Annotated in this window: 14 protein-coding genes and 1 pseudogene; 5 read left to right on the top strand and 10 right to left on the bottom strand. The window is 70.2% G+C overall.

The features are described from left to right. Positions 1-8: 8 nt before the first annotated feature. From KIH07_RS03680 to KIH07_RS03655, 6 genes are all read right to left on the bottom strand, one after another. Complete coding sequence (locus KIH07_RS03680) at positions 9-926, bottom strand: ribokinase (RefSeq protein WP_226490675.1); 918 nt, start codon at positions 924-926, stop codon at positions 9-11. Positions 927-988: 62 nt separating this feature from the next. After that, entirely contained in the window at positions 989-2,287 is a 1,299-nt protein-coding gene (locus tag KIH07_RS03675; RefSeq protein ID WP_226490674.1) for a TRAP transporter large permease, read from the bottom strand. Beyond that, positions 2,284-2,751, bottom strand: coding sequence for a TRAP transporter small permease (locus tag KIH07_RS03670; protein WP_226490673.1), 468 nt, complete (start codon positions 2,749-2,751; stop codon positions 2,284-2,286). Before KIH07_RS03670 ends, KIH07_RS03675 begins: the two co-directional genes overlap by 4 nt. Positions 2,752-2,757: 6 nt before the next feature. Beyond that, a complete protein-coding gene (locus KIH07_RS03665; protein ID WP_226490672.1) occupies positions 2,758-3,765 on the bottom strand; it encodes a sialic acid TRAP transporter substrate-binding protein SiaP in 1,008 nt (335 codons plus the stop codon). A gap of 49 nt (positions 3,766-3,814) precedes the next feature. Continuing rightward, positions 3,815-4,738, bottom strand: a complete 924-nt coding sequence (locus tag KIH07_RS03660; protein WP_226490671.1) for a dihydrodipicolinate synthase family protein — start codon at positions 4,736-4,738, stop codon at positions 3,815-3,817. Beyond that, positions 4,735-5,469: a GntR family transcriptional regulator gene (locus KIH07_RS03655; RefSeq protein WP_226490670.1), complete on the bottom strand. Its 735-nt coding sequence runs from the start codon at positions 5,467-5,469 to the stop codon at positions 4,735-4,737. The genes KIH07_RS03660 and KIH07_RS03655 overlap by 4 nt, the downstream gene beginning before the upstream one ends. A gap of 138 nt (positions 5,470-5,607) precedes the next feature. On the opposite strand from KIH07_RS03655, the pseudogene KIH07_RS03650 reads away from it, so the two are divergent. The 5 genes and pseudogenes from KIH07_RS03650 (at position 5,608) to infA (ending at position 9,290) form a co-directional block, all read left to right on the top strand. Further along, positions 5,608-6,520, top strand: a pseudogene (locus tag KIH07_RS03650) (fumarylacetoacetate hydrolase family protein). 81 nt (positions 6,521-6,601) lie between these two features. After that, entirely contained in the window at positions 6,602-8,302 is a 1,701-nt protein-coding gene (locus KIH07_RS03645) for an ABC1 kinase family protein (protein WP_226490669.1), read from the top strand. A gap of 214 nt (positions 8,303-8,516) precedes the next feature. Next, positions 8,517-8,699, top strand: coding sequence for a hypothetical protein (locus KIH07_RS03640; protein WP_226490668.1), 183 nt, complete (start codon positions 8,517-8,519; stop codon positions 8,697-8,699). Positions 8,700-8,707: 8 nt separating this feature from the next. Beyond that, positions 8,708-9,019 (top strand): hypothetical protein, encoded by a 312-nt coding sequence (locus KIH07_RS03635; RefSeq protein WP_226490667.1) that lies wholly within the window; start codon positions 8,708-8,710, stop codon positions 9,017-9,019. Between the two features lie 16 nt (positions 9,020-9,035). Then, complete coding sequence (gene infA, locus KIH07_RS03630) at positions 9,036-9,290, top strand: translation initiation factor IF-1 (protein ID WP_056265133.1); 255 nt, start codon at positions 9,036-9,038, stop codon at positions 9,288-9,290. 39 nt (positions 9,291-9,329) lie between these two features. Here infA and KIH07_RS03625 read toward each other — a convergent pair whose 3' ends face one another. The 4 genes from KIH07_RS03625 to KIH07_RS03610 form a co-directional block, all read right to left on the bottom strand. Further along, a complete protein-coding gene (locus KIH07_RS03625; protein ID WP_226490666.1) occupies positions 9,330-10,133 on the bottom strand; it encodes an SDR family NAD(P)-dependent oxidoreductase in 804 nt (267 codons plus the stop codon). Positions 10,134-10,272: 139 nt separating this feature from the next. Beyond that, positions 10,273-11,382, bottom strand: a complete 1,110-nt coding sequence (locus KIH07_RS03620) for a 3-deoxy-7-phosphoheptulonate synthase (RefSeq protein ID WP_226490665.1) — start codon at positions 11,380-11,382, stop codon at positions 10,273-10,275. A gap of 26 nt (positions 11,383-11,408) precedes the next feature. Then, a complete protein-coding gene (locus tag KIH07_RS03615; RefSeq protein WP_226490664.1) occupies positions 11,409-11,879 on the bottom strand; it encodes a C40 family peptidase in 471 nt (156 codons plus the stop codon). A 98-nt stretch (positions 11,880-11,977) separates the two neighbouring features. Beyond that, positions 11,978-12,586, bottom strand: coding sequence for a PolC-type DNA polymerase III (locus KIH07_RS03610; RefSeq protein WP_226490663.1), 609 nt, complete (start codon positions 12,584-12,586; stop codon positions 11,978-11,980). Positions 12,587-12,596 lie beyond the last annotated feature (10 nt).

Below are 12,596 nucleotides of genomic sequence, written 5' to 3'. Positions count from 1 at the left end.
AACGTTGTTCAACCGGCCGCTTCCTGAAGCACGGCGGCGGTCTCGGCCAGCGAAGGCATGCCCGCGATGGCGCCGCTGGCGCGCACCGACAGCGCCGCGGCCGCATTGGCCCAGCGCAGCGCCGCTTCCAGCGGTTCGCCGCGCGCGAACGCGGCAGCCAGCGCGCCGTTGAAGGTGTCGCCGGCGCCGATCGTGTCTTTCACCGTCATCGAATGGCCGGCCACGCGGTGCATCGGCCGACCCGCGCGGTGGAGCGCCGCGCCCTGCGCGCCCAGGGTCACCAGCACCGCGCCCACGCCTTGCGCCAGCAGCGCCTGGGCGGCTCGCTCGCGGTCGCCCTCGATGCCGCTGAGGGTGGCGAGTTCGGTTTCATTGGGCGTGAGCAGGTCCACCAGCGCCGCCAGTTCCTCCGGCAGGGCACGCGCCGGCGCGGGGTTGAGCACCGTGGTGACCCCGTTGGCCCGCGCCAGGCGGAAGGCCTCCAGCGTGGCGGCCAGCGGCGCCTCAAACGAGGCCACCACCACCCGGCTGGCCGCGATGCGGGCCGCGGCGCCGCGAATCTGGTCGGCGTCCAGGCCCGCGTTGGCCCCGGGGCTGACCACGATGCTGTTGTCCCCGTTGGGGTAGACCAGGATCTGCGCGACACCGCTGCTCTCGCCGGCCACCCGCCGCACGTGGGCGGTGTGAATGCCTTCGCGCCGCCACAGCTGCATGGCCATGTCGCCAAAGGCGTCCTGCCCGGTGCGGGCCACGATGTGCACCTCCGCGCCCTGGCGCGCCGCCGCCACCGCGGCGTTGCTGCCCTTGCCGCCGGGGCCGATGGAAAAGCCGTGGCCCATCAGGGTTTCGCCGCGCGCGGGCGGGCGCCCGGCGTGTGAAGTCAGGTCGGCGTTCCAGCTGGCGATCACCACGACCTGGCCGCTCACTGGAGTACCTTCGCCCTCCGGGCTGCGGTGCGAGCTTGCTTGGGAACGGCCCGGCGCGGCGCTCATGGCAGTCCGTACCCCATGGATTGCGGCAGCCACAGCACGATCTGCGGAAACAGCGTCAGCAGCAGCAACAGACCCAGCAGCATGAGCAGGAAGGGCCAGCCTTCGCGCAGCATGTCCTTGATGGGGATCTGCGTCAGCGCGTTGGTCACGAACAGCAGCATGCCGAACGGCGGCGTGATGAGGCCCACCATCATGTTGACGACGATCAGCACCCCGAAGTGCACCAGGTCCACCCCCACGGCCTTGACCGCCGGCAGCAGCATGGGCACGAACACCAGCAGCATGACGGCGGTGTCCAGGAAACAACCCAGGACCAGGAACACCACGTTGACCATCAGCAAAAAGGCCACCTGGCTGAGCGACTGGCCAGCCACCCACTGCGCCAGCGCCTGCGGCACGCCCTCGGCGGTGAAGGCGTAGTTCAGCATGAAGGCGCCGGCGATGATCAGCGTGATGACGGCGCTGGAGCGGGTGGACTCCAGCACCACGCCGCCCAGGCTGCGCCAGCTCAGGGCGCGGTAGACCAGGCCGGCGAGCACCAGCGCGTGCAGGGCCGCCACGGCCGCGGCTTCGGTGGGGGTGAAGGCACCGCTGTAGATGCCGCCCAGCAGCACCACCGGCAGCGACAGCGGCAGCGCGCCGCGCCACAGCACCGAAGGCCAGTCCTTCAGCGGCACGGGTTCGTCGCGTGGCATGTGGCGGCGGGTGGCGATGATGTGCACCGCGATCATCAGCACCACGGCCATCAGCAGGCCCGGCAGCAGACCGCCCAGGAACAGCGCCCCGACCGAGGTGCCCGAAACCAGCGCGTAGATCACCAGCGGGATCGAGGGCGGAATGATGGGCCCGATGGTGGCGCTGGCCACCACCACGGCGCCGGCAAAACCGGGCGAGTACTCGGGCTTCTTGAGCATCTGCTTGATGGTCACCAGGCCGGGGCCGGCCGCGTCGGCGATGGCGCTGCCGCTCATGCCCGAGAACACCACGCTGACCAGGATGTCCACCTGCGCCAGGCCGCCGCGCATGCGCCCGACCAGGATGCGGCAGAAGTCGAAGATGCGCTCGCTCACGGTGCCGGCGTTCATCAGGTTGGCCGCCAGGATGAACAGCGGCACCGCCAGCAGCACGTAGCTGTTGTACATGCCGTTGAGCACCTGTTCGGCCATCAGGCCCATGTCCTGCCGGGTGGTGGCCAGGTAGGCCACGCCGCTGAGCAGCATGGTGAAACCGATCGGCGCGCGCAGCACCATGCCCAGGGACAGCACGAGCAGCAGCGTCCAGAGCCCCGGGGTCATGCGTCGTCTCCATCGCCGCGCAGGGCCTGCCAGGCCAGCCAGCCGTAGCGCACCACCACCGCCGCCAGCATCAGCACAAAGGGCATGAACACCCACATGAAGGACAGGCCCAGCACGGGTGTGCCCTCGCGGTCCATGAAGCGGATGTAGTCCCAACTGCCCGGAATGGCCACGGCGGCCAGCACCGCCAGCATCGCGCTGCCCAGCACCCGCATGGCGCGGCGCTGGCGCGGCCCCACGCTGTTGTAGGCCAGGTCGAACACCACGTGCTCCCGGGCTTTGACCATGAAGGCGCTGGCCCACAGGATCACCCACACGTAGAGGATCACGGCGAGTTCGTCGGTCCAGGGCAGCGGGCGATTGAAGCCGAAGCGCGCCGTGATCTGCACCAGGAACACCCCGAACAGCGCGGTGAAGAGCGCGCCACCGACGATGTCGGCGGCGCGTTGCGGCCAGCGTCGCATGTGCGCTTACTGCGTGGCGTTGATGCGGTCGAGCAGACCGGCCGGCCAGGTCTTGGCCAGGTCGGACTTCAGGTAGGTCTGCTGCACGTGGCTGCGGAAGGCGGCCACATCCGGCGTGACCACCTGCAGGCCCTGCTGCTTGAAGAAGTCCACGATCTGCGCCTCTTCCTTCAGGCGGTTCTCGTTGTTGTACGCGGCGGCGGCGGCGGCCGCGTCCCTGACCTTCTGCTGCTGGGTGGGGCTGAGCGCGTTCCAGGTCTTGTTCGACAGCGACAGGAAGATGCCGTCCACCAGGTGGCTGGTCAGCACCAGCTGTTTGGTGACTTCGTAGAACTTGGCCGCGCGCACGGTGGGCAGCGGGTTGTCCTGGCCGTCGATGGTGCCGGTCTTCAGGCCCAGGTAGACCTCGCCGAAGGCCAGCGGGGTGGCGGTGGCGCCCAGGGCCTCACCCAGGAACAGCCATTCCTTGGAGCCGGGCATGCGCAGCTTCACGCCCTTGAGGTCGGCCGGTGTCTTCACCGCGCGCGGCTCGCGCAGGTTGAGCTGGCGCGTGCCCAGGTAGATGGTGGACAACACGGTCACGTCCATCTTCTCGGACACCCGCTTGAACAGCTCGGTGCCGATGGGGCCGCCGAACACCTTCTGCTGGTGCGCCGGGTCGCGGATCACGTAGCCGGCGGTGAAGACGGAGAACTCGGGCACCAGCTTGGCGATGTCGAAGGCCGAGATGGTGGCCAGTTCGAGGTTGCCGCGCGCCATGGCGGCCGGCTCGGCGCCCTGCTTGAAGAGCGAGGCGTTGAGGTTGATCTGCACGTCGAACTCGCCGGGCGCGCTCTTGTCCAGCGACTCCTTGAACACGGTCCACATCTTGGCGTGCCAGTCGTCGGCCACGGCGGGGGTGGAGATGCGCATCGGAACCTTGGTCTGGGCCTGTGCGCTCAGTGCGGCGCCGCCCAGCAGCAGGGCGCTGGCGGTGGCGGCCAGCAGGCCGCGGCGCAGGGGGGAAGGGGTCATGGCTGTCTCCTCGTTGTGCAGGTGGAAGGAAAAAGGGGCTCGGAGGGGCTCAGTCGCGGGCCGCGTCCAGGCCAAAGGCCTGCAGGCGGCGGCGCAGCTCGGCCTGTTCGCCGGCCGGCAGGGCCACCAGCGGCGGGCGCACCCGCAGCCAGCGCGCGTCGCCACCGCGTTCGGCCATCACGCCCTTGAGCGCGGGCATGAGCGAAAAACCGTCGAACACGGTGAGCAGGGCCTTGACCCGCGCCAGGTCGCGCGCGGCGTCGGGCCCGTCGGGCTGCGTCACCAGCCGGTGCACCAGGCGCGGCGCGAAGTTGGCCAGGCCGCTGATCGCGCCCGTGCTGCCCAGGCGGCCCAGCGCGGGCAGGTCGGGCTCGAAGCCCACGTAGACCGTGAGCGGCGGCATGAAGGCCTGGGCCAGACCCACCGAATGCGCTTGATCGCAACCGCTGTCCTTGATGCCGGCGATGGTGTCGGGGTACTGCGCCAGCAGGCTGCGGATGACGCCGTGCGAGAGGCCCACGCCGGCCACCTGGGGGATGTGGTACAGGTACAGCCGCAGGCGCGGGTCGGCCACGCGGTCGATCACCCAGCGGTAGGCGTCGATCACGCCCTGGTCCGACACGCCCTTGAAGAAGAACGGCGGCAGCACCAGGCAGCCGTGCACGCCCAGGTTCACGGCGTGCTTGGTCAGCGCCACCGTGTCGGTGACGGCCGCACAGCTGGTGGACACCATCAGCCGCTGCGCCGGCACGCCGCGCGCCACCAGCGCGTCGACAGCGGCCATGCGCTCGGCCACCGAAAACGAAGGGCCTTCGCCGGTGGTGCCAAAGGCGGTCACGCCGCCGCAGCCCGCGTCCAGCAGCGCCAGGGCGTGCGTGGCAAAGGCGTCGTGGTCGATCTCCAGCGACTCGGTCAGCGGGGTCAGCATCGCGGGCCAGATGCCGCGAAAAGCGTGGGTGTGGGCAGGGGTCATGTGGGTGGGTCCAGTGGCTCCGAAGACCAGGGCAGCGCGGGGCGCGGCAGCCCCAGCACGCGCCGGCGCGCGCTTTCGATGTGGTGCGTCAGCCGCTCGGCGACGGCGGCGGTGTCGCGCCGGCGCAGAGCCTCGATGAACCACAGGTGTTCCTCCATCGCGGCCAGCAGGATGTCGGCCGCCAGGCTGGAGTTCTCGAACTTGATCAGGCGCACCCGCAGGCTGTTGATGCGGTAGGCCTCGGAGATGAGCTCGTTGCCCATCGCGTCGATCATGTGCTCGTGCAGGCCCCAGTCCACCTGGGTGGCTTCGGCCAGCAGGGCCTCGTCGATCGGGCCGCGGCGCGCGCGGTGCACGATGGAGCGGTGATCGGCCTCGATGCGCTCCAGCTCGGCGTCGCTCGCGCTGGTGGCGAACCGCACCGCGGCCTCGCGCTCCAGCAGCAGGCGCAGCTCGAAGGCGTTCTTGATCAGTTTCAGGTCCACGTTGGCGATCTGCAGCCCGCGCTGCGGCACGGTGCGCAGCAGGCCCTCGGCCTCCAGGCGCGGGATCAGTTCGCGCACCGCGCCCAGCGGCATGGCCAGCAGCTGCATCAGCTCGCGCTGCGAGATGAACTGGCCGGGCCGGATGTGCGCCTGCACGATCTGCTGGCGGAAGTTTTCATAGGCCTGGGCCCGCAGGTTGGGCGCGCGCACGGGGGCTGCGGGCGGTGGGGGCAGGTGCGGGGTCATGCTGAGGGTTTTTGCTGGTTGCTGACTGACATGTTAGTTCGACAATGATTGACCGTTCACTGGTGGAAACCCTGAAATCCCGCCGGCCCTTCCAGCCTTTCAAGCCCCCCAACCGTTCAGCCGTCCAGACGCCCAGCCATGACCCCCACCCCCGCGTTGTTTCCCGACCTGCTCGACCGCCTGCGGCAGGCCCTGCCCCAGGACCACGAACACGCCACCCTGCTGGGCCGGCTCTGGCTGCCCGGCAGCGGCGCCCTGCCCGTCACCCCGCACCAGGGCCGCCTGCTCGATCTCACGCCGCTGGCCCCCACCTGCAGCGAGCTGCTGGAACGGCCGCAGCCGGCCCAGGCCATCGCGCAGGCGGTGGCCGCTGGCGCGCGGTGCCTGGTCGCAGTACCTGGAGGTCGGCATCGGCCCCGACGCCGAAATCTTCACCAAGGCCCCGGTGCTGTCGGCGGTGGGTTGCGGCGCGCACGTGGGCATCCACCCGCGTTCCGAATGGAACAACCCCGAGCCGGAGATCGTGCTCACCGTCAACAGCCAGGGCCACACCCTGGGCGCGGCCCTGGGCAACGACGTCAACCTGCGCGACTTCGAGGGCCGCAGCGCCCTGCTGCTGGGCAAGGCCAAGGACAACAACGGCTCCTGCGCCATCGGGCCCTTCATCCGCCTGTTCGACGCGCATTTCGGCATCGACGAGCTGCGCGCCTGCGGTCTGCGGCTGGAAGTCGACGGCCCCGACGGCTTTGCCTGGCAGGGTGAAGGCAGCATGCGCGGCATCAGCCGCGACCCGCTCGACCTGGTGGCCCAGACCATCAACGCCAACCACCAGTACCCCGACGGCTTCATGCTCTTCCTGGGCACCATGCTCGCCCCCACCCAGGACCGGCGCGGCGCCGGGCAGGGCTTCACCCACGAGGTGGGCGACCGCGTCTGCGTCTCCACGCCCGCCCTGGGCACCCTGGTCAACCGGGTGCGCCACAGCTGCGACGTGGCCCCCTGGACCTTCGGCATCGCCGCCCTGATGCGCCAGTTCCGCCACGCGGCCTGAACGGCCCGCCATGGGCCGTGGCGCCCGCTGCCGTGTCACGCCTGTCAGCCCGGCAGGCCCCGGCCTGTCTATGATGGCCCCATGCTGATCGAAACCCTGGGCGCCGCCCGCGACATGGGCCGCCTCAACACCATCCTGGGCGTGCTCATCCGCCATGGCTTTGGCGACAGCGTGCGCCGCCTCGGCCTGGCCGACCGGCTGGAGCGCGCCGGCCACGCCCTGAAATGGAACCACGCCGCCGACCTCGCGCGGCTGGAGCCCCCGGTGCAGGTGCGCCTGGCGCTGGAAGAACTCGGCCCCACCTTCGTCAAGCTCGGCCAGATCCTGGCCGGCCGCGCCGACCTGTTCGGCCCGGACTGGATCGCCGAATTCGAAAAGCTGCACAGCCAGGTGCCGGCCGTGCCGCTGGACGATCTGCGCCCCCAGCTGCGCGAAGACCTGGGCGACGAGCCCGAGGTGGTTTTTGCCCGCTTCGACGTGGAGCCGCTGGCCGCCGCGTCGATCGCGCAGGTGCACCGCGCCCAGCTGCACGATGGCACCGAAGTCGTCGTCAAGATCCGCCGCCCCGGCATCACCGACACCATCGAGGCCGACCTGCGCCTGCTCGCGCGCCTGGCCGTGCTGGCCGAGGCCGAGCTGCCCGCGCTCAAACCCTACCGCCCGCAGCAGCTGGTGCGCGAGCTCGCGCGCTCGCTCAGGCGCGAGCTGGACCTGGCCAGCGAGTGCCGCAGCGCCGAACGCATCGCCACCAACCTGGCCAGCCTGCCCTGGATCGTGGTGCCCAGGGTGCACTGGGCCCACACCAAAGAGCGGGTCAACGTGCAGGACCACGTGGGCGGCGTGCCCGGCAACCAGGTCGCCTTGCTCGACAGCAACGGCTACGACCGCAACCTGCTGGCCCGGCGCGGCGCACAGGCCGTGCTCAAGATGATCGTGCAGGACGGCTTCTTCCACGCCGACCCGCACCCCGGCAACGTGTTCTACCTGGAAGGCAACCGCATCGCCTTCATCGACTTCGGCATGGTCGGGCGCCTCTCGCAGCGCCGCCGCGAGGAACTGCTCAACCTGCTGCTCGGCCTGGTCGAGCGCAACCCCCAGACCGTGGCCGACGTGCTGCTCGACTGGACCGGCGACGAACACGGCGTCAACCTCTCGCTGCTCGAAACCGAGATCGAAACCTTCGTCGACCAGTACCACGGCACCCCGCTGGCCCAGCTCAACCTGGGCCAGATGCTGGCCGACGTCACCACCATCCTGCGCGAACACCACCTGGGCCTGCCCACCGACATGGCCCTGCTCATCAAGGCCTTCATCACGCTCGAGGGCATGGGCCGCAGCCTCGACCCGGCCTTTCACATGACCACCGAAGCCCTGCCCATGCTGCGCCAGGTGCTGCGCGCGCGCTACCAGCCCAAGGTGGTGGCCAACCGCGCCTGGCAGACCCTGCGCCGCGCGCTCGCGGTGGCCGAACAGCTGCCGCACGACGTCTCGCGCCTGCTGCGCAACGCGCGCCGCGGCCGGGTGCACGTGGGCATCGAACTCGCGCACCTCAAGCGCGTGGGCGACCAGATCGACCGCGCCGCCAACCGCCTCACCATGGCCCTGGTGATCGCCGCGCTCATCATCGGCTCGTCCATCGTCATGACCGTCAAAGGCGGCCCCACCCTGTTCGGCCTGCCCGCCTTCGGCTTCATCGGCTTCGCCAGCGCCTTCGTGGGCGGCCTGTGGCTGGTGCGCGCGATCTGGCGCAGCAGCAAGGGGCGGGATGTGGGGGATGATTGAGGCGAGCAGGCGGTCCGGCGGGGACGCGCTGGCGATGCTTCCCGCGCGCACGTTTTTCCACATCGTGGTACATTAACGGGTTCGCCTTAGGCGACCGACCGCGTTCTGGCTTTGTTGCCCGGATGCACCACCCCCGGCAGAGGGGTTGTCGGTCCAGCCCCTCCATCGCGAGCCGCGTCAGCCTCCGCCCCCTCCTGGGTCGGCGCTGCCGCAAATGTTCTCCCTGCTGTTGCCGATGCCCCTGCCGTGGCTCGTGCTCCGGTTCTGGCTGGTGTTCCCGACACCGGGCCGGCGCCGGGTGATTCAGTCGGGCACCCCGGCGCTTGGGGCTGCCAATGTGTATTTCGGGCGTTTTCCTGCTGTGCGGTCCATGAGGCTGCGGCGTTTCGCCCTTTGATGTTTTTGATGATTCATACGATTTCCACGACCACAACAACGAAGAGACTGTCTCCTCTGACTCTGGGCAAGTACCGCATCGCGGCTTGCCCCCGGCCGCTGCCGTGCGGCCGTTTCGCCGCCCAGGTGTCCATCGCCAGCGGCTCGGGCAGCGCCTGTACCGACCGTGTCATGCGCTTCCACGATGATTTCCCCACACACGACGCAGCGGCGCACTACGCCGTGGCGCAAGGCATCGACTGGGTGAACGACGCGTTGCGCGCTGGCGTGCGCCCGGTCGCCTCGGCCACGATGCTGCCGTCTCCCCAGATCTGTATTTGAAGCAAAGGAGCCTCACATGGCCAAGGAAGAACTGATCGACATGATGGGCATCGTCAACGAGGTGCTGCCCGACACGCGCTTTCGCGTGACGCTGGACAACGGTCACCAGCTGATTGCCTACTCCGCCGGCAAGATGAAGAAGAACCACATCCGCATCCTCGCGGGTGACCGGGTTTCTCTGGAACTCTCGCCCTACGACCTGACCAAGGGCCGGATCAATTTCCGCCACATCGAGGGCCGCGGCCCGATGGTGCCGCGCAAGCCTCGCTGAGCACCGGGGCCACCGGCCGGGCCCGCGCCCGGCCCGGCCTCACATGCCCATGCCGCCGTCCACCGGCAGACCCGCGCCCGTGATGAAGCGCGAGGCATCGGAGCACAGGAAGACCACCGCGTCGGCCATGTCGCTCACCGTGCCCAGGCGGCCCAGCGGGGTCTGCGCCACGATGGCCAGCACGGCCGCATCGGGCGATTCGAACAGCCCGGCGCTCACCACGTCGCTCGCGAGCTTCATGCCCATGTCGGTGGGCACGAGGCCGGGGTAGATGCAGTTCACGCGCACCCCATAGCCCAGTTTTCCGGCCTCCATGGCGCCCACCCGAGTGAGCCGGTCCACGGCGGACTTGGTGGCCGAATAGCCCGCGATGGCGGGGAACGCGATGGTGGCCGCCACCGACGACACGTTGACCACCACGCCGCCCTGCCCGACCAGGCCACCCGGGCGCATGGCGCGAAACGCGTGTTTCATGCCGAGCGCGGTGCCGACGATGTTCACGTCGAGCATGCGGCGCAGCGCATCGGGGTCGATCTCGCTCACCAGGGCGGTGACCTCGACGCCAGCGTTGTTGACCAGGATGTCAAAGCCCCCGAACGCCGCGTGCGTGGCGCTCACGGCGGCCAGCCAGTGGGCCTCGTCGCTCACGTCCAGATGAATGAACGCGGCCTGGGCACCGGTGGCTTGGATGGCGCGGGCGGTCTCCCGGCCCTGCGCTTCCAGCACGTCGCCGATCATCACCGCGGCGCCCGCCTCGGCCAGGGCCTGCGCCATGCCGGCGCCCAGGCCCCGGGCACCGCCGGTGACCAGGGCCTTGCGGCCCTTCAAATCGAACTGGGACATTCAACGCTCCTGTCAGGTGGATAGATAGCGGCCCGGCCGGGCCCGCCGCCACTCTATCCACCTCGCCCGTGAGCGCTGCGCCATCCCCTGTCGAGCTTGACACCGGGCGGCACCGGCCCGCCCCGGCGGCTTCAGCCCCTCATGAGCCCTGGTGCAGCGCCCGCCGCGCCCGTACCGCTTCGGCCAGGCCCTGCAGCACCGGCACGGTCTGCTCGAAGCTGATGCAGGCGTCGGTCACGCTCACGCCGTGCTGCAGCGGCTGGCCGGGCACGATGTCCTGCCGGCCTTCGTGCAGGTGGCTCTCGATCATCACGCCGGTGATGCGCGCGTCGCCAGCCGCGATCTGCCGCGCCACGTCGGCCGCCACCTCGATCTGCTTGCGGTGTTGCTTGCTGCTGTTGGCGTGCGACACGTCGGTCATCACCTGCTCGCGCAGGCCGGCGGCCTTGAGCAGGGCGCAGGCGGCGTCCACGTCGGCCGCGCTGTAGTTGGGCGCCTTGCCACCGCGCAGGATCACGTGGCAGTCGGCGTTGCCGCGCGTCTCGAAGATCGCCGCCTGGCCCATCTTGGTCATGCCCATGAAGGCGTGTGATGCCTGCGCCGCCTGGATGGCGTCGCTCGCCACCTTGATGCCGCCGTCGGTGCCGTTCTTGAAACCCACCGGACACGACAGGCCGCTGGCGAGCTGGCGGTGGCTCTGGCTTTCGGTGGTGCGCGCGCCGATGGCGCCCCAGCTCACCAGATCGGAGATGAACTGCGGCGAGAGCAGATCGAGGAACTCGGTGCCCACGGGCAGACCGATGGCCAGCACGTCCAGCAGCAGCTGGCGCGCCAGCTCCAGCCCTTCGTTGATGGCGAAGCTGCCGTCCAGGTGCGGGTCGTTGATGTAGCCTTTCCAGCCCACGGTGGTGCGCGGCTTCTCGAAATACACCCGCATGACCACCAGCAGGTCGTCGGCCAGCGCGTCGGCCTGGGCCTTGAGCAGGCGCGCATAGGCCAGCGCCTGGTCGTGGTCGTGGATGGAGCACGGCCCCACCACCACGATGAGCCGGCCGTCCTGCCCGTGCAGCACGCGCGAGAGCGCGGAGCGGCTGCGCTCCACCAGCGCCAGCGCCTCGGGCGGCGTGGGCAGCCACTCTTGCAGCAGCGCGGGCGTGATGAGCGGGCGCACCGCGCCGATGCGCAGGTCGTCGATGCGGGTGGTGTCGTGGGTGGACAGCGGGGCGGAGGTGCGGTGGGCGTGGGTCATAGCCCGGTATTGTCGCGCGACCGGTTTCAGGGGCGGCGGAAGGCGGTGCTCTGGCGCGCCCAGTAGCGGCTGTTCAGGTGGTCCAGCCGCACCGTACCGCCGGTGGACGGCGCGTGCACGAAGCGGTCCTCGCCCACGTAGATGCCGGCGTGGAACGGCCGGCCGCTGCCAAAGATCACCAGGTCGCCGGTGCGCAGCTCATCCGCGTCCACCGGCTGGCCGAAGCCCGACAGCTGGGCCACCGTGCGCGGCGGGGCGACGCCGGCGCGGCTCTTGTACACATAGCCGATCAGGCCGCTGCAGTCGAAGCCGCCCTCCGGCGTGTTGCCGCCGTAGCGGTAGGGCGTGCCCACCAGGCCCAGCGCGTGGATGGCGATGTCGCTCGACTGCTCGTCCGAGAGCGAGCGGTAGACCGGCCCGCGGGTCGGCGGCGCGCTGCCGCAGCCGGCGATCAACAAGGTGGCGGTCAGGGCGAGGCAGGGCAGGACGAGGCGCATGAAACAGTCTAGCCCAGGGCACAGCCGGGCCGGCTATGCCGGACGGCCAGTGCCGCCCCCTTGAGGGGGACGCGCGAAGCGCGGCGGGGGTGTTCAATTCAGGTTGCACGCGCCCGAAAAAACTTCGGCAAGGCCGCGCGCGTGCAGGCCTGCAGCGCCATCAGGAACGCGTGGTCGGGCTCGGCCACGCCGTGGCGCGCGCGCAGATCGTGCTGGATGCGGCCCAGCAGTTCGTGGGCCATTTCGGCGTCGGCCAGGGCGCGGTGTGCCTGTCCGGTGCGCGGCAGCTGGAAATGGTCCACCAGCGTGCCCAGCTTGTGGCTCGGCGCCTCGGGGTAGAGCCGGCGCGAGAGCAGCACCGTGCAGGCAAAGGGCTGGCGCGCGGGCAGCCCGGCGCGCGCGAGCTCGGCCACCCAGTAGCGGCGGTCGAACGAGGCGTTGTGCGCCACCATGGGCACTTCGCCGACGAACCGCGCCGCCTCGGCCATCACACGCTCGGCCGGCGGCGCGCTGGCCACCATGGCGTTGGTGATGCCGGTGAGCTGGGTGATGAAGGACGGAATGCGCACGCCCGCGTTCATCAGGCTCTGGAACCGGTCCACCACCCGGCCGCGCTCGGTGAGCACGATGGCCACCTCGGTGGCGCGGTCGCCCATGCCGGGCGAGATGCCGGTGGTCTCGAAGTCGATGACGGCGATGCGGGACATGGGCGAGCGT

Origin of the sequence: Hydrogenophaga taeniospiralis (assembly GCF_020510445.1) — a bacterium.
Classification (GTDB): Bacteria; Pseudomonadota; Gammaproteobacteria; order Burkholderiales; family Burkholderiaceae_C; genus Hydrogenophaga.
The sequence above is the reverse complement of the archived record's forward strand: the minus strand, read 5'-3'. Positions and strand labels throughout refer to the sequence as shown.